The following is a 22,390-nucleotide window of genomic DNA, read 5'->3' as shown; positions in this document are numbered from 1 at the left end:
GGGGCAGGCCTTGATACCAGCCTCCGGCTCTTATCAACTCGCTAACGTCCGTGTTCATCAATCACTGACGTCGGGCCTTACTTCAACTTACGATAGTGACGGTTTCACGAAGGCCGACATTGCCGTCGCCGATGGCAAGGTCGCCAGCATCATCGCGCATGGCAAATCGAAGGCACGTGCCGATGCCATCGACCTTGGCGGCCGCGTCATCCTCCCGTGCTTCGTCGACTGCCACACGCATATCGACAAGGGCCATATCTGGCCGCGAAAACCCAATCCCGACGGCACCTTCATGGGCGCGCTGAATGCCGCCGGTGCCGATCGTGCGGCACGCTGGAGCGCCGAGGACGTTGCCCGGCGCATGGATTTTTCGCTGCGCTCAGCCTACGCGCATGGCACCAGGGCGTTGCGCACCCATCTCGACAGCGTCGCGCCGCAGGAGGAGATCTCCTGGCCGGTGTTCGAGGCGATGCGCGAGACATGGCGTGGCCGTATCGAATTGCAGGGCGCCTGCCTGCTCGGCATCGACGGCGTTCGCGACAGGAAATGGTTCGACAGGCTGGCAAAAAGGGTCGCGGCGGCCAAGGGCGTGCTCGGCGTCGTCACTTACATGGTGCCGGATCTCGAAGAGCTGCTCGACCATGTCTTCGCGCAAGCCATCAAGCATGGCCTCGATCTCGATTTCCACGCCGACGAAACCGACGACATTTCCGCCATATCGCTGAAGAAGATCGCCGAGGCCGCACTCTGGAACGGCTTCGAAGGCAACATCCTCGTCGGCCATTGCTGTTCGCTGGCGCGCCAGCCAGACCTCGATGTGCTCGACACGCTGGACAAGGTGGCGAAAGCCGGGCTGGCCGTCGTCTCGCTGCCGATGTGCAATCTCTATCTGCAGGACCGGCGTTCCGACAACACGACACCGCGCTGGCGCGGCGTTACGCTGCTGCACGAGATGAAGGCGAGGGGCATTCCGGTGGCGGTCGCTTCCGACAACACGCGTGATCCCTTCTACGCCTATGGCGATCTCGACATGCTGGAGGTCTACCGCATGGCGACGCGCATCCTGCATTTCGATCATCCGGTTGCCGACTGGCCGCAAGCCGTCACCGCGACGCCGGCGAGCGTGATGCGGCTCGATGGCTTCGGCACGCTGGCCAGCGGCGGTGATGCCGATTTCATCCTGTTCAAAGGTCGAAGCTGGACGGAATTGCTGTCGCGGCCCGAATCGGATCGCATCGTCGTGCGTGCCGGGCGTACGATCGACCGGCAATTGCCCGACTATGCCGAACTCGACGAACTGATGGTGGAATGATGGACGTTTCGGCGCTCAAACGCGATCTCGAAGGCCTGAAACTCGACGACAATCCGGCCATCGTCCAGCAGAAGAGCCGCGATTTCTACTGGTACAGCCCGGTGCTGAAGCAGCAGCTCGACCATGTCACCGGCGATCTGATCGTAACGCCGAAGACCGAGGCCGAACTGATCCGTGTGCTTGCCGCCTGTCATCGCCACGGCGTGCCGGTGACACCGCGCGGCAGCGGCACCGGCAATTATGGCCAGGCGATGCCGCTCTCCGGCGGCGTCGTGCTCAATCTTGCCGAGATGAACGAGATCAAGTCGATCGCGCTGGGGCGCGTGGTGACGGGACCAGGCGCAATCCTGGCCGACATCGACAAGGCGACGCGTGCCCATTCCGGGCAGGAGCTGCGGCTGTCGCCGTCCACTTACAACACCGCCTCGATCGGCGGCTTCATCGCCGGCGGTTCGGGCGGCGTCGGCTCGATCAATTTCGGCGGGTTGCGCGATTTCGGCAATGTGCTTCGGCTGCGCGTGGTGACCATGGAGGCCGAACCGAAAGCGCTCGAACTCACCGGCGAGGATTTGCACAAGGTGACCCATGCCTACGGCACCAACGGCATCATATCGGAAGTCGAGATGCCGCTGACATCAGCCTATGACTGGATCGATGTCATTGTCGGTTTCGACGGCTTCATGGACGCGGCCCGCTACGGCAATGCGCTGGCCTGCCAGGACGGCATCCTGACCAAGCTGATCACGCCGATAGCCGCACCCGTGCCGCAGCTCTATTTCAAGCGGCACCAGAAATTCCTCCGGGACGGGCAAAGCATCTGCGTCGTCATGGTGGCGCAGCATGGGCTGGATGCCTTCCTGGCCTTCACCCGGCGTGCCGGCGGCGAGGTGATCTACAATGCCGCCACCGCGACGCCGGACGAGAAAAAGGGGCTGCCGCCGGCCTATGAGCTGGCGTGGAACCACACGACGCTTCGGGCGCTGCGCGTCGACCCTTCGATTACCTATCTGCAGTCGCTCTACCCCTTTCCGAACCAACTGGCGCTGGTCGAGAAGATGGACGCGATGTTTCCCGGCGAGGTTTTCTCGCATCTGGAATTCGTGCGGCTGGACGGCAACATCACCTGCTTCGGCCTGCCCTTGGTGAAGTTCACCACTGAAGCAAGGCTCGATGAGATCGTGCGCCTGCATGAGGCGAATGGCTGCCCGATCTTCAACCCGCATCGCTACACGCTGGAAGAAGGCGGCATGAAGCAGACCGACGCGGTGCAGCTTGCCTTCAAGCGCGAAACCGATCCGCAAGGCCTGCTCAACCCCGGCAAGATGATCGCCTGGGAGAACCCGGACTATGACTACCGGTCGGGCCGGACATTCTTGTTCAAGGGGTTGCAGAGGATGGGATGAGGACAGGTTTGCGCTTGAACACCCCCCTCTGTCCTGCCGGACATCTCCCCCGCAAGGGGGGAGATTGGCAGCCTTTGAGTCGCGACCATTCTGCGGCGTCGACAGTTGGCGAAAGCGATACGGCAGTCCGATCTCCCCCCTTGCGGGGGAGATGCCCGGCAGGGCAGAGGGGGGTGCCTCGCACTGACCTTGCGGATATTCCCCTGTGAACATCCTCGTCCTTTACGCCCATCCGGTCGAGACTAGCTTCAATGCCGGCCTGCACCGCATGATCGTAGAGCGGTTGACGGCGGCGGGCCATACGGTCGATGACTGCGACCTCTACGCGGAGGATTTCGATCCGCGGATGACGCGGCAGGAAAGGCTGGGCTACCACAATCCGCGCGGCGCCGCTGACGCTGCCGCACGTTATGTCGAACGCCTGCTGCGAGCCGATGCGCTGGTGCTTTCCTATCCGGTCTGGAACTACGGCTTTCCAGCGATCCTGAAAGGCTTTTTCGATCGCGTCTTCCTGCCCGGCGTGTCGTTCAAATTGGTCGACGGCAAGGCGCAGCCGTCGCTGCACAACGTACGCAAGGTTGCCGCGGTGACTACCTATGGCGGCAGCCGGTTCCGCGCCATGCTGATGGGTGATCCGCCGCGCAAACTGATCAAGCGCATGCTGCGCGCCACCGTCAAACCGGGCGCACCGGTGAGCTATCTTGCACATTATTCGATGAATCTGTCGACCGACAGCACGCGCAAGACCTTCATGGCCAAGGTCGCGGCACGCATGGATGCCTTCTGATGCGCGCGCTGGTGGTCTACTGCCATCCGGTGCCGGACAGCTTCTGTGCGGCAATTCGCGACACCGCCATCGACGTGCTGATGCGACGAGGCTGGGAGGTGCGGCTGCTCGACCTCTATGCCGAGAAGTTCGACCCGGTGATGGGTTGCGACGAGCGGCGCTCCTACAACGACAGGGCGCCGCAGGATTCGGCGTTGAAGCCGCATTTCGAGCTGCTTGGCTGGGCCGAAGCGATTCTGTTTGTCTATCCGACCTGGTGGTACGGGTTGCCGGCGATGCTGAAGGGCTGGCTCGACCGGGTGTGGGCGACGGACGTCGCCTTCAAGCTGCCGGCCGGCAAGGGTCGGATCAAGTCGCTGATGACGCATGTGACCAAGGTCGGCGTCATCACCACCTGCGGCGCGCCGACCTGGTGGAGCGTCGTCGTCGGCCAGCCGGGACGCAAGACCCTGCTGCGCGGCATGCGCGCGTTGTGCGCGACGCGCTGCCGGACCTTTTTCCTGGCGCATTATCTGATGGATGCCTCGACGCCGCAGACGCGGGCTGCGTTTCTGGCCAAGGTGCGGACGAAGTTGGAAAGGTTTTGAGGGATGAGCGTCCTTCTCCCCGTTCACGGGGAGAAGATGCCGGCAGGCAGATGAGGGGCGGCACAAACTTTCGAATGCTAGCGCCGCCCCTCATCCGGCCCTTCGGGCCACCTTCTCCCCGTGAAACGGGGCGAAGGGAAGACCGCGCTACATCCTCGCCCTTTCCGCCTTCGGATCGTACATCGGCTTCAGCGACGCTTCCGCCGCGAACCGCTCACCGGCGATCTCGATCTCGTAGGATGAAGCCAGCACATCCGCCTCGCTCTCGCCCTGGCATGGCACATAGCCCAGCCCGACGGCGCCGCCGAGATGGTGGCCGTAATTGCCGGACGTGATCGGACCAACGATCTTGCCGTCGCGCAGGATCGCTTCGTTATGGAAGAGCAGGGGTTGCGGGTCCTTCAGCCGGAACTGGACCAACCTGCGGTTCAGCCCGGCCTCCTTCCTCTTCAGCACGGCGTCGCGGCCGATGAACTCGCCCTTGGCCGTCTTCACCGCGAAGCCGAGGCCGGCTTCCAGCACATTGTCCTCGTCGGTGATATCGTGGCCGAAATGGCGGAACGCTTTTTCGATGCGGCAGGAATCGAGCGTGTGCAGGCCGCAAAGCTTCAGGCCGACTTCGGCGCCGGCCTCGTCGATTGCTTCGAAAACATGGGCAGCCTGGTCGGTCGAGACATAGAGTTCCCAGCCGAGTTCGCCGACATAGGTGACGCGGTGGGCGCGGGCCAGGCCCATGCCGATCTCGATCTCCTGGAACGTGCCGAACGGATTTTTCTCATTGGAGAAATCGTTGGGACTGACCTTCTGGATTAGTTTTCGTGCGTCCGGTCCCATCAGGCAGAGCACGCTTTCGGCCGCCGTCACATCGGTGACGACGACGAATTCGTCGGTGACGTGCTTGCGCAGCCAGGCGAGGTCGCGCTGTAGCGTTGCACCCGGAACGACGAGGAAGTAGGCGGTTTCCGAGAGGCGCGAGACCGTCAGGTCGCTCTCAATGCCGCCGCGCTGGTTGAGCATCTGGGTGTAGACGATCTTGCCCGGGGCCACGTCCATGTCGTTGGCGCACAGTCTTTGCAGGAAAGTACAGGCGTCGCGGCCCTCGACCCGGATCTTGCCGAACGAGGTCATGTCGAACAGGCCGACGCCGTTCCTGACCGCCAGATGTTCCTCGCGCTGGTTGTCGAACCAGTTCTGGCGCTTCCAGGAATAGCGGTATTCGCGCTCCTGGCCCTCACGGGCGAACCAGTTGGCGCGCTCCCAGCCGGCGACTTCGCCGAACACCGCGCCACGCGCTTTCAGATGCTCGTGCAGCGGCGAACGCCTGACATTGCGCGACGTTGCCATCTGACGATAGGGGAAATGGTCGGCATAGAGCAGGCCGAGCGTTTCGGAGACGCGCTCTTTCAGGTAGCGCCGGTTCTTCTGGAACGGCTGGGCGCGGCGGATGTCGACTTCCCACAGGTCGAAGGGGGCTTCGCCGTCATTGATCCACTGCGCCAGCGCCATGCCTGCGCCGCCGGAGGAGACGATGCCGATCGAATTGTAGCCGGTCGCCATCCAGTAGCCGGTCAGCTCCGGCGCCTCGCCGAGATAGTAGCGGTCGTCGGGGGTAAAACTCTCGGGACCGTTGAAGAAGGTGTGGATGCCGGCGGTCGCCAGCATCGGCATGCGGTTGACGCCCATTTCGAGGATCGGCTCGAAATGCTCCATGTCCTCCGGCAACTGGTCGAAGCAGAAATCCTCACTGATGCCGTCCATGCCCCACGGCTTTGCCACCGGCTCGAAGGCGCCCAGCATCATCTTGCCGGCGTCCTCCTTGTAGTAGGCGCACTCGTCGGGCACGCGCAGCACCGGTAGGCGGCCGAGGCCGGGAATGGGCTCGGTGACGAGATAAAAATGCTCGCAGGCGTGCAGCGGGATGGTGACGCCGTTCTGTGCGCCGAGTTCGCGCGCCCACATGCCGGCGCAGTTGACGACGATGTCTGCCTCGATCGTGCCTTGGTCTTCGCCCTGTGCCCAGGACACGCCGGTGACGCGGCCGGCCTTGGTGTGGACCTTGGTGACCTTCACATTCTCGACGATGGTTGCGCCGCGCTGGCGCGCGCCCTTGGCCAGCGCCATGGCGATGTTGGCGGGGTCGCACTGGCCGTCGAGCGGCAGATGCACGGCGCCGACGACGTCGGAGACATTGAGATGCGGGTACATCTCCTTGACTTCATTGGGAGAAATCTCACGGACATCGACATCGAAGGCGCGGGCGAGCGACGCCTGCCTGTAAATCTCGTGCTTGCGTTCTTCGGTCAGCGCCACGGTGATGGAGCCGACCTGGCGCATGCCGGTGCCGACTTCGGTCTCGGCTTCCAGCTTGACGTAGAGGTCGGCCGAATATTTCGCCAGCCGCGTCATGTTCTGCGAACCGCGCAACTGGCCGATCAGGCCGGCGGCATGCCATGTCGTGCCCGACGTCAGCTGCTTACGTTCCAGAAGCACGATGTCGGTCCAACCGAGCTTTGCCAGGTGATAGGCCACCGAACAGCCGGAAACACCGCCGCCGATGATGACGGCCCTCGCTTTGGTAGGGATGGCTTTGGCGGTCATGCTGCCTCGCGACGGTAGCTGGAAGCGAAACGGCGCAGCCGGAGCGCTGCTTCTTGCAGCATGGGTTCGGGCTGGCAGAGGCTGATGCGAATGTGACCGGCGGCTGCCTCGCCGAAGCTGGAACCCGGCATCACGCCGACGTTCTCCTTATCGAGGAAAGCGAAGGCGAATTTCTCGTCGTCGGGTTCAACGGCCGATATGTCGAGCATGACATACATGCCGCCTTCGGAACCGCGCACGGTGACATCGTTCATGCCGCGCACGGCATCGAGGAAGACGGTGCGGCGCGCGGCGTAGCGCTCGGCGATGTCCTTCACGCCATAGCGGTTTTCAAGCGCCTCGGCGCAGGCGATCGAGATGAAGGCCGGCAGCCCGTAAGTCGTGACCAGATTGAGATTGGTGAGCAGCGTGATCATTGCTTCAGGACCGGTCAGCCAGCCCATGCGCCAGCCGGTCATGCCGTGGCTCTTGGACATCGAATTGATGACCAGAGTGCGCTCGGCCATCCCTGGCAGCGAGCGCGGCGAGACGTGCTCGCCGCCGCCCAGCGTCCAATAGACTTCGTCCGACAGCAGCCAGAGGTCATGCTCCCGGCAGATCTCGGCAAGTTGCTCCAGCCGCTCGCGCGAATAGACTGCACCGGTCGGGTTGTTCGGCGTGTTGATCAGGATGGCGCGCGTGTTCGGCCGGAGTGCTGCACGGATCATCTCGGCACGCGGCTGGAAGCCGTCCTCGGCAGGTGTCTCAACCACGGTGAAACTGGCGCCGGCGGCGCTAAACGTGTTGGGATAGGTGGCGTAATAGGGCGCCACCACGATAGCGTGGTCGCCCTGGTCGAGCACGGCTTGCACGGCCGCATAGAGTGCGGCCTGGCCGCCCGGCGTGGCGATGACTTGATCCGGCGTCGTCTCGACGCCGGTGCAGGCGCTCGAGGCTGCCGCCATGGCCTTGCGCAAGCGCGGCAGGCCGGAAAGCGGCGTGTAGTGGTGGTTGCTGCCGCGAACCGCGGTCACGCACGCTTCGATCGTCTCCGAAGGTGTGTCGAAGTCGTGATCGCCGACCGACAGCATGATGACGTCTTCGCCGGCCGCCTTGCGGGCCCAGGCGGCCGAATGAACTTCCCAGCCGTCCTTGCCCGAAGGCACGATGCCGGAAATGCGCGACGATGGTCTAGGCATGTATTTCTCCCGAAATTTCGTAGCCGGCCTGTTCGAGCCGGTCGCGCAGGGCCGCGATATGCGGCGGTCCGACTTCACAGCAGCCGCCGACAATGTCGGCGCCGGCCTCCACCCAGCCGATCGCCTGGTCGGCATAGGCGTCCGGGCCGAGATCATGGCGGGCGTGCAGCACATCGACTGTGCCGCCGTGCTTGAGCGCTTCGGTGGAGGTGAAGCCATTGGCATAGGCGCCGACCGGGCCGCCGAGTTCGATCAGTTCAGGCAAGGCCGCGGCGATCGCTTCGGGCCGGCAGCAGTTGAGCAGCCGCGCCGCGACAGGCAGGCCGTCGAGCGCGCTTGCCGCGGCGGCTATCGTCTCGCCGCTGCGCAGCCGTGGTTTGCCGTGGTCGGCGAGCGTCCACGACACCCATACCGGCTTGCCGCTTTCCGACGCGGCGGTGACCGCAGCGCGTGCTTCCTCGGTGGACGCCATGGTTTCGCACAGGAACAGGTCGACACCATCCGCCTGCTCGGCAACGATGCGGCGGTAGATGTCGAGCGTATCCTGATAAGAAATGGTCAGTGCCGGCGCGTAGCTGCCGAACAGCGGCGACAGGCAGCCGGCGATGGTTGCCTCACCGGCCTGCTCGCAAGCTTGCCTGGCCAATTCGATGCCGCGCTTCTGCAACGGCTTGAAGAGGTCTTCCGCGCCCTCGCGCGCCAGGCGTTCGGGTGTTGCCGAATAGGTGTTGATGGTGATCACGCGGGCGCCGGCACGGATGAATTCCGCGTGCAGGTCGCGCACCAGATCCGGTTCGTCGATCAGCACCCTGGCCGACCATAGCGGCGTCGGCTCGGATTGGCTGCGGCGGACCAGTTCCTGGCCCATGCCGCCATCGGCGAGGATGATTTTCTTCATGCGCGCAGCCTCTCGTTCTTCGGATCCCACAGGGGCTCATCCTTCTGCACGATCGCCTGAAAACGCTCGCCGAAGATCTCGACCTCGATTGTGGTGCCCGGCTCGGCCAGGTCGGCGCGCAGCACGCCGAGCGCGATCGATTTGTCGATGCGATGACCCCAGCCGCCTGAGGTCGTCTCGCCGACGATCTTGCCGTCGTGCCACAGCGTCGACACCGAAGGGGCGTCACAATCGCCGGGATTTTGGACGACCAGCGTGACGAAACGCTTCTTCACGCCTTGCTGCTTCTCGTTCTGCAGGGCCGCCTTGCCACGGAAGTCGGGCTTGTCCCATTTGACGAAGCGCTCGAGCCCGCCCTGCAGGATCGAGTAATCGGTCGATAGGTCGCCTTTCCAGGTGCGGTAGCCCTTTTCGAGCCTGAGCGAATCCAGCGCATACATGCCGAACGGCTTCAGTCCGTGCTGCTGGCCTGCCGCACAGATGGCATCGAAGATGGCGGCGGTGTCGTCGACCCTGGTGTGGATTTCCCAGCCGAGTTCGCCGGCGAAGGACACGCGCACAAGCTTCGCCCAGCGGCCGGCGATCTTTGTTTCCTGATGCGTCAGCCATGGCAGAGTGAGGTCGGCTTCACAGACATCGGCGAGGATTTTCCGCGAGTTGGGGCCGGCCAGGATCTGGGTCGAGAATTCTTCGGTCCGGTCGACCAGTTTGAACGGCGCGTCCTTGGGCATGCGCGACTTCAGCCACTCGAAATCGTGCCATTGGGCGACCGCCGCGGTGATCAGCGTCATCACATTCTCGTCGTGGCGCACGACGGACATTTCGGTGACGATGCGGCCCTTGTCGTCGGCGAAATAGACGAGACCGATGCGGCCTGGCTTCGGCACCAGCCCGGTGACCTGCAGGCTCAGCCATTCGGCGGCCCCCGGGCCTTCCAGGTTGAAGCGCGAAAAGCCCGGCAGGTCCAGAATGCCGGCGGCGTCACGCACGGCCAGGCATTCTTCACGCACCCGATGTTGCCATGGCCCGTCGCGGCGGAAGGTTAGTGTGGCTTCCTCGGAAACATCGTCGCCGTCCTGCGCATACCAGGTGGCGCGCTCCCAGCCATTGTAGGCATCGAAGCGGCCGCCGAGCGCCTTGGTGCGATCATGGATCGGCGACAGCTTGCGGTCGCGCCCTTCCGGCCAGGCATGGCGCGGAAACTGGATGGCGTATTCGTTGCCGTAGATTTCCATACCCTTGGCGACGCAATAGTCCGGCGCCGAGGCAAAGGAGGTGAAGCGGCGCGGATCGCAGGACCACATATCCCATTCGGTCTGGCCCTCAGTCACCCATTCAGCCAGCACCTTGCCGGCGCCGCCGCCCTGGGCGATGCCGAAGGTGAAGACGCAGGCCTCGAAGGCATTGGGAACGCCGGGCATCGGGCCGATCAGCGGGTTGCCGTCCGGCGTGTAGGGGATCGGGCCATTGATGACCTTGGACAGGCCGGCGGTGCCAAGGATTGGTACGCGGGCGACGGCGTCGGCCAGATAATGTTCCAACCGGTCGAGATCGTCGGGGAACAACTGGAAGGAAAAATCCTCCGGCATCGGGTCGTTGTGGGTAGCCCAGTGCGCACGGCAATTGCGCTCATAGGGGCCGAGGTTCATGCCGTTCTTTTCCTGGCGCAGATAGTAAGAGGTATCGACGTCGCGCAGCAGCGGCAGTTTCTTACCTTGCTCCTTCGACCATGCCGCCAGTTCGGGGATCTCCTCGAACAGGATGTACTGATGGCTCATCACCATCATCGGCACGTCGCGGCCGAACATCCGGCCGACTTCGGCGGCGCGGTAGCCGGCGGCATTGACGACGATCTCGCAGCGGATCTCGCCTTGCGGTGTGGCGACCACCCATTCGTCGTTCTCGCGGCGCACCCCTGTGACCGGGCAGAAGCGGATGATCCTGGCGCCCATGTCGCGCGCACCCTTGGCCAGCGCCTGGGTGAGCTGCGCCGGGTCGATGTCGCCGTCGCTCGGATCGTAGAGCGCGCCTTTCAGGTCGTGCGTCTCGATGAAGGGATAGCGGCGCTGGATCTCGTCGACGCCGACAATGTCGATGTCCATGCCCTGGTAGCGGCCCATGCCCTTGGCGCGCTGGAACTCCTGCATGCGCTCTTTCGTATGGGCAAGGCGCAGCGAGCCGGTGACGTGATAGTTCATGGGATAGTCGACCGCGTCGGCCAGCCCGCGATAAAGCTCGGTCGAATAGCGCTGCATGTTCATCAGCGACCAGGACGAGGAGAAGGTCGGCACGTTGCCGGCGGCATGCCAGGTCGAGCCGGAGGTCAGCTCGTTCTTTTCCAAGAGCACGCAGTCGGTCCAGCCCGCCTTGGCGAGATGGTAGAGCGAGGAGGTGCCGACGGCACCGCCTCCGATGATCACCACGCGCGCCGTGCTCGGCAAACCCGCCATGTTCTTCTCCAAACTTGAACTCAATAGACGGGTGGTGAAACCACCCAGATGACAATTGCCGGCTCGGCACCCGGATTGCGCCAGCGGTAGGGCTTGCCTTCGAAGCGAAAGGAGTCGCCCTCGCCAAGCCGATGCCAGACACCTCCGATCTCGATGTCGAACAGTCCGGAGGCGACGTATCCGGCTTCCTCGGTCGGTCGCTGCGCCTCGGCCTTCAGTTCCGCGCCTGGCGCGAAGACCGAACGCACCATCTCGAAGCTACCGCCGAGATCGGGCGACAGAAGCTCCTCCACCAGGCCGGATTCGCTTGTGCCAAGCGTGCGGCGCCTGCCGGCGCGCACGACCACGCCGCGCTCGCTTTCGACAGGTACGTCATGGCTGAAGAACAGGCTGATCGGCACGCCGAACAGTTCGGCGAAGGCCCTGAGGTCACCGAGCGATGGCGTCGACAGGCCGCGTTCGACCTGGCTGACCCAGCCGACGGAACGGCCAAGATTCAGGCCAATCTCGGCGAGTGTCAGCCCGCGCGCCTTGCGCAAGGCCCTGATATCGCCGGCCAGCACGCGTTCGTCAGGTCCCTGCAATGTTCTTGCGGCAGTCGAAGGCAAAACGCTCTCTTCATGAAAAATAACTGTCAAATTTCATGAGAAATCAAGCTCATGAAAAAATCAAGTGGATTTTCACGGATGCACAAGATTTGCTTGCGCGATTTTGACGGTTCATGCAAAGGCTCCGCCGAGAGCGGCGAGTGGGGACGTCCGATCGAGACAAAGGGTAAGGGACGGCCCATGCTGGAAAATAACCCCCGAATCGCGGGCGATGCCGAGATTGTCGACGAGGCGATCCTGTCGCGCCGTTCGGTGCGCGCATTCCTGCCCGACATGGTCGACGACGACACCATCCGCGCCATTCTGGCGGTTGCGGCGCGCGCCCCATCCGGCACCAACATGCAGCCATGGAAAGTCTATGTCACCAAGGGCGAGAGCAAGCAGCGGATATCAGACGCCATTCTCAATTCCGGCATTCGCGCCGAAAAAGCCGATTGGGACGAGTACCGGTATTATCCCACCCAGTTCTTCGAGCCGTATCTGACCCGCCGCCGCGCCAACGGTTTCGGCCTCTATGGCGCGCTCGGCATTGGTCGCCGCGAGGTCGACAAGATGCGCGCCCAGCACGACCGCAACTTCGTCTTCTTCGACGCTCCGGTCGGCATGATCTTCACCATCGACCGCCGCCTCAACCAGGGCTCGTGGATTGACTACGGCATGTTCCTGCAGAACATCATGGTCGCAGCTAGAGGCAGGGGTCTGCACACCTGTCCGCAGGCGGCCTTCGCGCCCTATCACCGGCAGATCAGGCCGGTGCTCGACATTCCGGACGAAGAGATCGTCGTCTGCGGCATGGCGGTTGGTTACGAAGATACGTCAAAACCTGAAAACGCCTTCCGCACCGACCGCGTGCCGCTGGAAGAGTGGGTGACGTTCAGCGAGTAAGCCAGCCAGCTTCATTCCGTGTTCATCTGTGCGCCGTGGCCGCTGACATGGACGCCGTCTTGCGGCGTCAGCTTGAGGTAGGCAAGCAGCGCGCAGAGCGTGATGACGCCCTCGATCACGAACAGGATGCGAAAGTCGTCGGCGACGGCAGGGCCGCCGCCCGCCAGAAACGACAGTGCCGCGGCGGCCAGGCCAACGCTGATCGCCACTGCCAGCTGCCATAATATGTAATAGAGCGCGCTGAAACGGGCGAGCTGCTCGGGCGCGATGTCGGAATAGGCGAGGTTGCCGGTCGAGGCCCATTGCGCGGAGCGGAAGACGCCGAAGACGAAGATGTAGGTGAGCACGATCCATACCGGCGTCGTCGCCTGCATCAGCGCGAAGCCGGCAACCAGGGCGGCGACGATGGGCGTGTTGTAGACCAGCACGCGGCGAAAGCCGAAACGGTTGAGGACACGCGGCATGAAGAACCGCATGGCCACGGAGCCGACCGCGGCGACGAAGGTCAGCGATCCCGCCTGAACCGCGCTCATGCCGAAGCCGAGCTGGAACATCAGCGGCAGCAGGAAGACGACGGAGCTGAGGCCGATCGTGTCCAGCCCGCCACCGGTGAGGAACGAAATGCGGAAGGTACGGATGCGCAACAGCTTGAGATCGAGCAGCGGATTGCGCACGCGCAGGCAGTAGAACGAGGCGATGGTCAGGATAACGAGCGCCAGCGCCAGTTCGGCGGCGATGATGCCGCCCGCGGCATCCTTGGCGGCAAGCGAATCCATGCCGAAGACCAGCAGGACCATGCCGCTGCCGACCAGCAGGAAGCCCGGAAAATCGAACGGCGTGCGCACCGGCTTGGTCATCGTCGGAAACAGCGAGGCGGCAAGAATTGCCGCAGCCAGCGCGAACGGCACGTTGATGAAGAAGATCCAGCGCCAGGAAATGTAGGTGGTCAGCGCGCCGCCGACGAGCGGACCGACCAACGGTCCGGACTGGCCGGCCAGCGAGATGTACATGTTGATCTTCAGCGTTCGGCTGCGCGGAAAGGTCGACAGGATGACGACCTGGCCGAGCGTGCCCATCAAGGCGCCGCCAAAGCCTTGCAGCGCGCGGGCGCCGACCAGCGTCCAGATGTTGTCGGACAGCCCGCAGAGCGCCGACGAGGCGGCGAACACCAGCAAGGCAAAGCAGTAGACGTTGCGCAGGCCGAAGCGGTCGGCGGCCCAGCCGCCAAGCGGCATCGAGATGATCAGGCTGGCAACATAGACGGTAATCAAGAGGCCGAGCTGGCTGGGCGGACGCCCGAGGCTTTCGCTGATGCCCGGCAGCGCGGTCACCACGACATTCTGGTCGAGGCTGGTCATGAACACGCCGCAGGCGACCGTCAGCGGCAGCAGGAGCAAAGCTCTGGCCGGCACATCGGCGCGATCCGTGGCGCCGGCGGATAGTTCTGCGGTCATGGAGATGTTCGAACCAAACGAATGTGCCGACTCTTGAAGACGGGATTTCATATCCCTGGGCCGGTTGGGCGGCCACGTTTTCGCACCATGGGCGCCTGCGGCCAGATTCTCTAGCGGCAGAACCGGCTGGCCTTGATGCCAGGAGCAGGAGCGATGCGACCGTTCGCCGCCGCCGCCTACTGCACCTCGTAGCCGACTTCCTCGCTGGCGTGGCAGAGCGCCTTCCAGAACGAGCGTGCAAACGAGCGGAAGACATAGATGTCGAACTGGTCGGCGCCGGTGCGCTGGATCTGGGCGAAGATGTCGTGATGGGTGGTCGAGCGGCCGGCGCCGATGGGAAAGGCCGGCAGCGAAAAGTCGATGGCGAAGAATTTCGCCAGCACCCATTCAGCCTTAGGCCCGGCAATGCGGATGGCGGTGCGGCCATGTGAAAGATCGGTCACGGTGCCGATGATGGGGGTGACCACCTTGGCAAAGGCTGCTGCCAGCCCTTCAGCCTCGTCGGCGATAGTGAACTTTCCCGGCGCGAAGCCGAAAACCGACTTCACGCCGTCGCTCAGGCCACCGCCGGCGCCATCGGGCAGGGCAAGCCCGGTGACGGTGCGGATGGCCGCGATCAGCTTCTTCTCCTCGCCGGGCCAGGCGGCGAGCTGCACGATCGACCCCGGCCTCGTCTCGGTCAGGATGATCTCGACGCCATGCTCGAAATTGCCGTGCGAGCCGACGTGGAATTCGGGCTCAAGCGGCGACAAGGGCTCGGGTGATTGGCGCTCAACCATGCATGCGGCTCCCGTCCGGATCGAAGAAGTGGTTGGAGACGATCTCGACCGGTCCGAACCGGTTGCGCAAGGGATCGGAGACATGAGCGCGTGTGCCTTGCCGTGCCTTGCCGCCCTTGACCAGCGCCAGCGCGATATGTTTGCCGAGCGCCGGCGAATAGCAGCAGGCGGTAATATGGCCGATGGAGTCGTGCGGATTGGCTTCGTCAACCTCCTCGACGATGTGGGCGCCACCGTTGAGTGGCCGGTTATCGAGGGCGATCAGGCCGACCAGTTCGAGGCGGTCCGATGCGATCAAGCCTTCGCGGTCCATCATTGCCGAGCCGATGAAAGGCTTCTTCTTCGACAGCATCCAGTCGAGATGCAGGTCGCGTGCCGTGGTGCGGCCGTCGATCTCGGCGCCGGTGACATGGCCCTTTTCGATGCGCATGGTGCCCAGTGCCTCGAGCCCGTAGGTGACCAGCCCGAACGGTTTTCCGGCTTTAACCAGCGCTTCCCAGACATGGGTGCCGTAGCCGGCGCCGGAATAGACCTCGAAGGCCATTTCACCCGAGAAGGACAGCCGGCAAATCATCACCGGGACGCCTGCTATATCGCCACGCACGATGCCCATGAAGGGCAAGGCGGCGTTGTCGACCGACGTGCCGGTGACACAGGCGGCGAGGATCTGCCTGGCCTTCGGCCCGCCGATCGCGGCACCCGCCCATTCGTCGGTCACCGAGGTCACGTGGACTTTCAGCTCCGGCCAGATCACGTCGAGGAAATACTCCAGATGCTGCATCACCTTGCCGGCATTGGCCGTGGTGGTGGTCATCAGGAAATCCTGATCGCCGAGCCGCCAAGTGGTGCCGTCGTCGAAGGCTAGGCCGTCCTCGCGCAGCATCAGCCCGTAGCGTGCCTTGCCGACGGCGAGCGTCGAAAACATGTTGGTGTAGACGCGGTCGAGGAATGCGGCGGCGTCAGGGCCTTGCACGGCAATCTTGCCCAGCGTCGAGACATCGACGATCCCTGCGCTTTCGCGCGTCGCCTTGGCTTCGCGCACATAGGCCTGCTCGACCGTCTCGCCGGCATGACCGTAGATCATCGGCCGGTACCAGAGGCCGGCGGAATACATCGTCGCGCCACTGGCCAGATGCCAGTCATGCATCGGAGTCAGCCGCCCGGGCTTCAGGTCGCCAAAACGCTCGGCCGCCAGCGAGCCGATCGACACCGGTGCAAAGGGCGGCCGGAAGCGCGTCGTGCCGACCTCGGGGATCGGCTTGCCCAGCGCTTCGGCCATGATTGCGAGGCCAGGCACGTTGGAACTCTTGCCCTGGTCGGTCGCCATGCCGAGCGTGGTGTAGCGTTTCAGATGCTCGACCGAGACGAAGCCCTCGCGGTGGGCCAGCCGCACGTCCTCAGCCGTGACGTCGTGCTGGAAATCGACAAAGCTCTTGCCCTTGGCCCTGATCTCGAACACCGGGGCGGGATCGGGATCGCCGGGCACTGCTTCGACGGTCGGCAGCATGGACGGTGTGCTCTGCCCGCCGGCGGCGGCGAGGCCGGCGGCGCGGCCTTCGGCGATGGCTTCGGTGGTGGAAAAACTGCCGGTGAAGGCACCGGCGCCGATCCATTGCTGTGGGGGCCACTTTTGTGTCGGCTTCGGCGGCAGAAAGGCTTGCCGGGCGGCGTTCCATTCCGCCTTGGCACCGGCCTGGCTGGCCAGATGGATGGTCGGCGACCAGCCGCCCGACATCAGCAGGCAATCGGCATGGATGCTGCGTGCATCACCGATGAGCGTGCCGTTGGTCATGTCGAAGCGCTGCAGTTTGAGGCCGGACAGCGCCTTGCCGCCTTCGGTGGCGACGACGGCATGGCCAGCGAAGATCTCGGCCTCGGCTTCCGCGGCCAGCTTGCGCATCTCCGGCGAAAGTTCCGGCCTGACATCGGCGATGGCGACGACCGCGGCACCGGCCTTCTTCAAGGCGACGGCCGCCCGATAGGCACTGTCATTGTTGGTGAACAGTGCGATCCGCTCGCCCGGCAGCACACCGAATTCGTTGACATAGCGCTCGGCTGCATGCGCCAGCATCACGCCTGGCCGGTCATTGCCGGGGAAGACCAGCGGCCGCTCGAACGCACCAGTGGCCAGGACCACGGATTTGGCGCGGATCGCCCAATAGCGATGGCGCGGCTCGCCCTTGCCTGGCTGATCCTTATGGTCGCTGACCCGTTCGAGCGCGGCAAGCGTGTTGTTGTCGTAGTAACCCCAGACCGTGGTGCGCGGCAAAAGGCGGACATTGTCTCGGCCTTCGAGCTGGGCGACCGTGCGACGGGCCCAATCGGCGGCAGGCGCGCCGTCGATCGTTTCATCGGACCAGTTGGCCGAACCGCCGAAAAGCGGCTCGAGATCGGCCAGCATGACGCGGGCGCCCTGATCGGCGGCAGCCTTGGCGGCCATCAGGCCGGCGGGGCCGGAGCCGACCACCAGCACGTCGCAAAAGGCGTTCATGCGTTCGTAGCGGGCCGGGTCCTTTGCCGATCCGGCGCTGCCGAGGCCGGCGGCGCGACGGATGAAGTGTTCGCAGAACATCCAGAAGCGCGTGCCTTTGAGCGGACCGAACACCGGTCCCATGAAGGTCTTGTAGTAGAACCCGGCCGACAGGATCTTGCCGCCGAGCTGGTTGACGGCGTTGATGTCCCAGGCAAGCGAGGGAAAGCGGTTCTGGCTGATGGCAACCAGTCCGTCATGGATCTCGACCATGGTCGCCGGGATGTTGGGTTCACGAACCTCGCCCTTCAGCACCGTCACCAGCGCGTTGGGTTCCTCGACGCCGGCTGTGAGCAGGCCGCGCGGGCGGTGGTATTTGAACGAACGTCCGTAAAGCGTGACGCCCTTGGCCAGCAGGGCTGACGCCAGCGTGTCGCCGGCATGGCCGGTGTAGGCCGCGCCATCGAAGGTGAAGCGGATGGTTTTCAGCCGGTCGATGCGGCCGCCGGTGTCGGTGCGGCGCGGGCTCATGACTTGTCCTCCGCCTTGCGGCGCGCGGCGGAGCCATGATCGCCGCGCCCTTGATGATCACCGCGCACAAAAGCAACGCTGGAAATCTCATGCGTCAGCGTGTTGCGCACGACGCGCAGATGCGTGCGGCAACCGCCGGAATGCTGCCAGATCTCGTTGTGATCCCCGGCCGGGTTCAGCCTGTCATAGACATAGGCATTCCACGCCTCGAAATTCTGAGAGGCAGGATCGGGACGCTCGCGGTTGCCGTCACCCTGATAGGTGAACTCGATGACGTCGCTCGGGCCGCAATAGGGGCAAGTGATCAACATTGAACTCTACCTAATGCCTAGTGCAGCCGGGGGTTTGCACCCTGGCCCTTGTCGTCGATCACCAGGCCGCGGTGGAAGCGGTCGAGGGTGAAGGGGGCGTTGAGATCGTGCGGCTGGTCCTTGGCGATGGTCCAGGCGAAGCACCAGCCGGAAGCCGGCGTCGCCTTGAAGCCGCCATAGCACCAGCCGCAGTTGAGATACATGCCGGGCAAGGGGCCGGTGGTGATGATCGGCGAGCCGTCCATCGACATGTCGCAAACACCGCCCCAGGAGCGCAGCATGCGCACGCTGGCAAGGCCCGGAAACAGCGCCAGCATTTCGCTCATCACCTCGTCGACGACGGGCAAATTGCCGCGCTGGGCGTAGCTGTTGTAGCCGTCGATGTCGCCGCCATAGATGAGGCCGCCCTTGTCCGACTGCGACATGTAGAAATGGCCCATGCCGAAGGTGACGACCGTGTCGATGAAGGGTTTCAGCGATTCGGTGACGAAGGCCTGCAGCACATGGCTCTCGATCGGCATCGTCTCGATGCCGGCAAGCTGCATGACACGCCCGGTGCTGCCGGCGACCGCAACGGCCACCTTCCTGGCGCGGATGTCGCCACGGGACGTCGTCACGCCTGAAATGCGGTCGCCGTCGCGCAGGAAGCCGGTGACCTCGCAATTCTCGATGATGTCGACGCCGCGACGATCGGCGCCGCGCGCATAGCCCCAGGCCACAGCATCGTGGCGGGCGGTGCCGGCGCGCCGCTGCATCAGGCCGCCGACCACCGGAAAGCGTGCGCTGTCGGAGATGTCGAGCGCCGGGATCAGGCGCTTGATCTGCGCCGGCGTCATCAATTCCGCATCGACGCCGAGATGGCGCATGGCATTGCCGCGTCTTGCATAGTCGTCGAACTGGGCCGGCGTGTGCGCCAGGTTCAGGCAGCCGCGCTGCGAGAACATGACATTGTAGTTGAGCTCGTGCGAAAGGTTCTCCCACAGCTTCATCGAGTGTTCGTAGAAGCGGGTGTTGGCCGGCAGCAGATAGTTCGAGCGCACGGCCGTTGTGTTGCGGCCGACATTACCGGAGCCGAGCCAACCCTTTTCCAGCACGGCGACATTGGTGATGCCGTGTTCCTTGGCAAGATAATAGGCGGTCGCCAGCCCGTGACCGCCGCCACCGATGATGATGACGTCATAGGACGCCTTCGGGTCAGGCTTGCGCCATGCCGGCTTCCAATCCTTGTTTCCCTTGAGCGCGTTCGCGAGCAGCGAAAAGGCCGAGTACTCTGCCATTGATGTCATCCGGTTCGGGCGATGCGGCAGACTATAGAGCAGGCCGCATCCGCAAAGCCAATATTGCGCCATCGCCTTTCGACTGGCCGACGCCTGGGATGGGATCAATCGGAGTGGAGTGATCGGTTGAGGCCAATGATCGGACGGGCTCGCGATACGACGGCTTGCCCCATGATAGGGCCGTCTTTATCAAGAGCAGGCTTTCAAATTGCCTTTGCCGCCGATGAGTCGCCAACAAATCATGCTTTTCCGATTGCTTCGTCTCGTTTTGATCCTCACGCTTGTCGTCTCGGCGCCGCTGTCGTTCGATGCGGTGGCACAGGGGCTTGGCCAGGCGCCTGCCGGACTGGTCGCCGACCAGCAGAAGATCATCCAGGCGCTGACGACCAAGACCGACAATTTCGAGAAGCAGATACAGCAGGACGGCGAGGAGGATAGCAGCCTTGTCGATATCCGCTTGCAACTCGAGGAGCTGTCGCGGCAATCGCTGAACAGCGCACTGGCCTTCCGTACGCGTCTTGGCGAGATCAACAGCCGTCTTGAGCAGCTTGGCGCGGCACCTGCGGCGGGTCAGCCGCCGGAGCCCGACATCGTCAGCGGCGAACGCGAGGCGTTGGTGTCGGAAAAGGCGGAGATCAATGCCGTCATTGCGCAAGCCCAATCGCTTTCGATCCGTATCAGCGGGCTGATCGACAAGATCGGCAACATGCGCAGCGAGCTGTTCCGCAATGTGCTCACCAAGCGCTATGTGTTGTCCGACGCGCTCAGCCCGCAGGTCTTTTCGGACGCCAGAGACGAATTCGGCAATTTCTACAAAGCGGTGTCGTCATGGCTAAGCTTCGCTTTCAAGTTCAAGTTCCAGGCCATTCTGGCGGCAACCTTCGTGGCGCTCGGGCTGGCGCTGGTGCTGCTGGTCGGTGGCCGGCGCCTGTTCGGGCGCGTGTTCGAAGCCGACCCTGCCAATGAGGATCCATCCTATCTCAGCCGCTTGTCGGTGGCCTTCTGGTCGACCTTGCTGCCGACGCTGGCGGTTGGCGTGTTCTTGGCCTCCACGGTGTTCTTTTTCAACTATTACAATGTGTTGCGTGGCGACATCGGCCTCTTCCTGAATGCGCTCGCGGCCGTCATCGGGGTGGTGTTCTGCGTCAACCGATTGACCAATGCGGCGCTCGAGCCGCGGCTGCCGAATTGGCGCCTTATCCCAGTCGAGACAGGTCCGGCGCGCTGGCTGGTGCGGCTGACGACCGCCATGGCCGTGGTCATCGGCGTCAATTATTTCCTGTCGGTCATCAACGACAAGATGGGCTCGCCGCTGTCGCTGACCATCGCCCGCAGTTTCGGCGCCACCATCATCGTCGGCGTCATCCTGATCCTGATGGCGATGCTGAGGCCGTTCAAGGCGCGTGACGGAAGCTGGCGGCCTTGGCCGGCATGGCTGCGCTATACGGCGCTTGCGCTCGGTCTTTTCACCATCGTCGCGGCGCTGCTCGGTTACATCGGCCTTGCTCTGTTCGTTTCGTTGCAGGTCGTCGTTACCGGCACCGTGCTGATCACCGCCTATATCGGCTTCCTGTCGGCGCAGGCGATCGGCGAGGAGGGTGCTTTCGCCAACACGACCGTCGGGCGCTGGCTGTCGGCCAAATCCAGCTACGAGGATACAGCCCTCGACCAGCTCGGCCTTGTCGTCAGTGTTGCCATCAATGTGATGATCGTGCTGGTGTTCCTGCCGTTGATCCTGCTGATGTGGGGTTTCCAGCCCGGCGATATCCAGGCCTGGGCCTACAAGCTCGCAACCGGGATCAACATCGGCTCGGTGACGATCTCGGTCACCGGCATCCTCTCCGGCATCGTCGTCTTCGTCATAGGCTATTTCCTGACGCGCTGGTTCCAGGGCTGGCTCGACGGTTCCGTGATGGCGCGTGGCAAGGTCGATACCGGCGTGCGCAACTCGATCAGGCTGGCGGTCGGCTATGCCGGCGTCGCGCTTGCGGCACTGGTCGGCATCTCGGCGGCGGGCATCGACCTGTCCAGCCTGGCACTAGTCGCCGGCGCTCTTTCCCTCGGTATCGGCTTTGGCCTGCAGAACGTGGTGTCCAATTTCGTTTCCGGCCTGATCCTGTTGGCCGAACGGCCGTTCAAGGTGGGCGACTGGATCGTTGCCGGCGATGTCAGCGGCACAGTCAAGAAGATCAGCGTGCGCGCCACCGAGATCGAAACCTTCCAGCGGCAATCGGTGATCCTGCCCAACTCGAACCTGATCAACAATGCCGTCGGCAACTGGACGCACCGCAACAAGCTCGGCCGCATCGACATCAAGGTCGGCGTCGCCTATGGCAGCGACGTCAAGCAGGTTCATGCCGTCCTGCTGGAGATCGCCCGCAGCCACCCGATGGTGCTGAAGAACCCCGAACCCTTCGTGCTATTTTCCAATTTCGGCCCTGCCGCCCTGGAATTCGAGATCCGCGTGTTCCTGGCCGATGTGATGAACGGCAACATCGCGCAGAACGACATCCGTTTTGCCGTGCTTGAAAAATTCAGCAGCGAACACATCGAGATGCCCTCGACGCCACGCGCCGTGGTCGAGGCCCACAAGCCCAAGGCCTGGCCGACAGACGACGACAAGATCGAGGCCGACTTCGCCGAACAGGAGCAGGTGAAGGCCGAAGCCGAGGCGGAGAAGAAGCGACTGGTCAAGTCCCGCAAAACCAGGAAGCCAGATCCGGACTAGGCTGGGAATCGGTGGGTCTCAACCATCGAAAGCCGATTGCGGCATGAATGGGGCATTCAGTTGCGGTTCAGCTTCCATCTCATATAAGCTCCATGCAAAGGCGAAAATGCCTTGCGAAATGCAACAGAGGCGGT

At 63.7% G+C, this 22,390-nt stretch carries 16 protein-coding genes; 6 read left to right on the top strand and 10 right to left on the bottom strand.

All coding sequences use genetic code 11. The features are described 5' to 3' along the window. The first annotated feature begins 10 nt into the window (after nucleotides 1-10). The 4 genes from NKK51_RS09880 (at nucleotide 11) to NKK51_RS09865 (ending at nucleotide 4,089) form a co-directional block, all read left to right on the top strand. Nucleotides 11-1,312, top strand: a complete 1,302-nt coding sequence (locus NKK51_RS09880; RefSeq protein ID WP_352552523.1) for a cytosine deaminase — start codon at nucleotides 11-13, stop codon at nucleotides 1,310-1,312. After that, nucleotides 1,312-2,715, top strand: a complete 1,404-nt coding sequence (locus NKK51_RS09875) for an FAD-binding oxidoreductase (protein WP_352552548.1) — start codon at nucleotides 1,312-1,314, stop codon at nucleotides 2,713-2,715. Before NKK51_RS09880 ends, NKK51_RS09875 begins: the two co-directional genes overlap by 1 nt. 205 nt (nucleotides 2,716-2,920) lie before the next feature. Beyond that, nucleotides 2,921-3,502 carry an NAD(P)H-dependent oxidoreductase gene (locus NKK51_RS09870; protein ID WP_352552521.1) on the top strand — a complete coding sequence of 194 codons (582 nt, stop codon included), beginning with the start codon at nucleotides 2,921-2,923 and terminating at the stop codon, nucleotides 3,500-3,502. Beyond that, on the top strand, nucleotides 3,502-4,089 hold the full coding sequence (locus NKK51_RS09865) for an NAD(P)H-dependent oxidoreductase (protein ID WP_352552519.1): 588 nt from the start codon (nucleotides 3,502-3,504) through the stop codon (nucleotides 4,087-4,089). Before NKK51_RS09870 ends, NKK51_RS09865 begins: the two co-directional genes overlap by 1 nt. A gap of 147 nt (nucleotides 4,090-4,236) precedes the next feature. On the opposite strand, the gene NKK51_RS09860 is transcribed toward NKK51_RS09865, so the two are convergent. Genes NKK51_RS09860 through NKK51_RS09840 form a run of 5 tightly spaced genes read right to left on the bottom strand, consistent with a single transcriptional unit; the run spans nucleotide 4,237 to nucleotide 11,821 of the window. Beyond that, a complete protein-coding gene (locus tag NKK51_RS09860; protein WP_352552517.1) occupies nucleotides 4,237-6,687 on the bottom strand; it encodes a GcvT family protein in 2,451 nt (816 codons plus the stop codon). After that, nucleotides 6,684-7,865, bottom strand: coding sequence for a pyridoxal phosphate-dependent aminotransferase (locus NKK51_RS09855; protein WP_352552516.1), 1,182 nt, complete (start codon nucleotides 7,863-7,865; stop codon nucleotides 6,684-6,686). The genes NKK51_RS09860 and NKK51_RS09855 overlap by 4 nt, the downstream gene beginning before the upstream one ends. After that, nucleotides 7,858-8,763, bottom strand: coding sequence for a homocysteine S-methyltransferase family protein (locus NKK51_RS09850; RefSeq protein ID WP_352552514.1), 906 nt, complete (start codon nucleotides 8,761-8,763; stop codon nucleotides 7,858-7,860). The genes NKK51_RS09855 and NKK51_RS09850 overlap by 8 nt, the downstream gene beginning before the upstream one ends. Continuing rightward, nucleotides 8,760-11,213 (bottom strand): GcvT family protein, encoded by a 2,454-nt coding sequence (locus tag NKK51_RS09845; RefSeq protein WP_352552512.1) that lies wholly within the window; start codon nucleotides 11,211-11,213, stop codon nucleotides 8,760-8,762. The genes NKK51_RS09850 and NKK51_RS09845 overlap by 4 nt, the downstream gene beginning before the upstream one ends. 20 nt (nucleotides 11,214-11,233) lie before the next feature. After that, nucleotides 11,234-11,821 (bottom strand): helix-turn-helix domain-containing protein, encoded by a 588-nt coding sequence (locus tag NKK51_RS09840; protein ID WP_502902451.1) that lies wholly within the window; start codon nucleotides 11,819-11,821, stop codon nucleotides 11,234-11,236. Between the two features lie 180 nt (nucleotides 11,822-12,001). Between NKK51_RS09840 and NKK51_RS09835 the strand changes: the two genes are divergently transcribed. Further along, nucleotides 12,002-12,706, top strand: a complete 705-nt coding sequence (locus NKK51_RS09835; protein WP_023812343.1) for a nitroreductase — start codon at nucleotides 12,002-12,004, stop codon at nucleotides 12,704-12,706. Between the two features lie 11 nt (nucleotides 12,707-12,717). Here NKK51_RS09835 and NKK51_RS09830 read toward each other — a convergent pair whose 3' ends face one another. The 5 genes from NKK51_RS09830 to NKK51_RS09810 form a co-directional block, all read right to left on the bottom strand. Further along, on the bottom strand, nucleotides 12,718-14,160 hold the full coding sequence (locus NKK51_RS09830; protein ID WP_352439855.1) for an MFS transporter: 1,443 nt from the start codon (nucleotides 14,158-14,160) through the stop codon (nucleotides 12,718-12,720). Nucleotides 14,161-14,336: 176 nt separating this feature from the next. Next, the gene (locus NKK51_RS09825) at nucleotides 14,337-14,939 is read right to left on the bottom strand and encodes a sarcosine oxidase subunit gamma (RefSeq protein WP_352552511.1); all 603 of its coding nucleotides are present in this window, start codon (nucleotides 14,937-14,939) and stop codon (nucleotides 14,337-14,339) included. Then, nucleotides 14,932-17,940, bottom strand: coding sequence for a sarcosine oxidase subunit alpha (locus NKK51_RS09820; RefSeq protein WP_352552509.1), 3,009 nt, complete (start codon nucleotides 17,938-17,940; stop codon nucleotides 14,932-14,934). Before NKK51_RS09820 ends, NKK51_RS09825 begins: the two co-directional genes overlap by 8 nt. Continuing rightward, nucleotides 17,937-18,251: a sarcosine oxidase subunit delta gene (locus NKK51_RS09815; protein WP_352552507.1), complete on the bottom strand. Its 315-nt coding sequence runs from the start codon at nucleotides 18,249-18,251 to the stop codon at nucleotides 17,937-17,939. Before NKK51_RS09815 ends, NKK51_RS09820 begins: the two co-directional genes overlap by 4 nt. 17 nt (nucleotides 18,252-18,268) lie before the next feature. Then, nucleotides 18,269-19,528 carry a sarcosine oxidase subunit beta gene (locus NKK51_RS09810; protein WP_352552506.1) on the bottom strand — a complete coding sequence of 420 codons (1,260 nt, stop codon included), beginning with the start codon at nucleotides 19,526-19,528 and terminating at the stop codon, nucleotides 18,269-18,271. A 241-nt stretch (nucleotides 19,529-19,769) separates the two neighbouring features. Between NKK51_RS09810 and NKK51_RS09805 the strand changes: the two genes are divergently transcribed. Continuing rightward, on the top strand, nucleotides 19,770-22,256 hold the full coding sequence (locus tag NKK51_RS09805; RefSeq protein WP_352552505.1) for a mechanosensitive ion channel domain-containing protein: 2,487 nt from the start codon (nucleotides 19,770-19,772) through the stop codon (nucleotides 22,254-22,256). The last annotated feature ends 134 nt before the right edge of the window (nucleotides 22,257-22,390 follow it).

Origin of the sequence: Mesorhizobium sp. M0011, assembly GCF_040324155.1 — a bacterium.
GTDB lineage: Bacteria > Pseudomonadota > Alphaproteobacteria > Rhizobiales > Rhizobiaceae > Mesorhizobium.
The sequence above is the reverse complement of the archived record's forward strand: the minus strand, read 5'-3'. Positions and strand labels throughout refer to the sequence as shown.

Excerpts from the sequence above, each read along its gene's own strand:
- NKK51_RS09875 (WP_352552548.1), top strand. The coding sequence starts at position 1,312 with ATGGACGTTTCGGCGCTCAAACGCGATCTCGAAGGCCTGAAACTCGAC.
- NKK51_RS09865 (WP_352552519.1), top strand. The coding sequence starts at position 3,502 with ATGCGCGCGCTGGTGGTCTACTGCCATCCGGTGCCGGACAGCTTCTGT.
- NKK51_RS09860 (WP_352552517.1), bottom strand. The coding sequence starts at position 6,687 with ATGACCGCCAAAGCCATCCCTACCAAAGCGAGGGCCGTCATCATCGGC.
- NKK51_RS09855 (WP_352552516.1), bottom strand. The coding sequence starts at position 7,865 with ATGCCTAGACCATCGTCGCGCATTTCCGGCATCGTGCCTTCGGGCAAG.
- NKK51_RS09850 (WP_352552514.1), bottom strand. The coding sequence starts at position 8,763 with ATGAAGAAAATCATCCTCGCCGATGGCGGCATGGGCCAGGAACTGGTC.
- NKK51_RS09845 (WP_352552512.1), bottom strand. The coding sequence starts at position 11,213 with ATGGCGGGTTTGCCGAGCACGGCGCGCGTGGTGATCATCGGAGGCGGT.
- NKK51_RS09835 (WP_023812343.1), top strand. The coding sequence starts at position 12,002 with ATGCTGGAAAATAACCCCCGAATCGCGGGCGATGCCGAGATTGTCGAC.
- NKK51_RS09830 (WP_352439855.1), bottom strand. The coding sequence starts at position 14,160 with ATGACCGCAGAACTATCCGCCGGCGCCACGGATCGCGCCGATGTGCCG.
- NKK51_RS09825 (WP_352552511.1), bottom strand. The coding sequence starts at position 14,939 with ATGGTTGAGCGCCAATCACCCGAGCCCTTGTCGCCGCTTGAGCCCGAA.
- NKK51_RS09820 (WP_352552509.1), bottom strand. The coding sequence starts at position 17,940 with ATGAGCCCGCGCCGCACCGACACCGGCGGCCGCATCGACCGGCTGAAA.
- NKK51_RS09815 (WP_352552507.1), bottom strand. The coding sequence starts at position 18,251 with ATGTTGATCACTTGCCCCTATTGCGGCCCGAGCGACGTCATCGAGTTC.
- NKK51_RS09810 (WP_352552506.1), bottom strand. The coding sequence starts at position 19,528 with ATGGCAGAGTACTCGGCCTTTTCGCTGCTCGCGAACGCGCTCAAGGGA.
- NKK51_RS09805 (WP_352552505.1), top strand. The coding sequence starts at position 19,770 with ATGCTTTTCCGATTGCTTCGTCTCGTTTTGATCCTCACGCTTGTCGTC.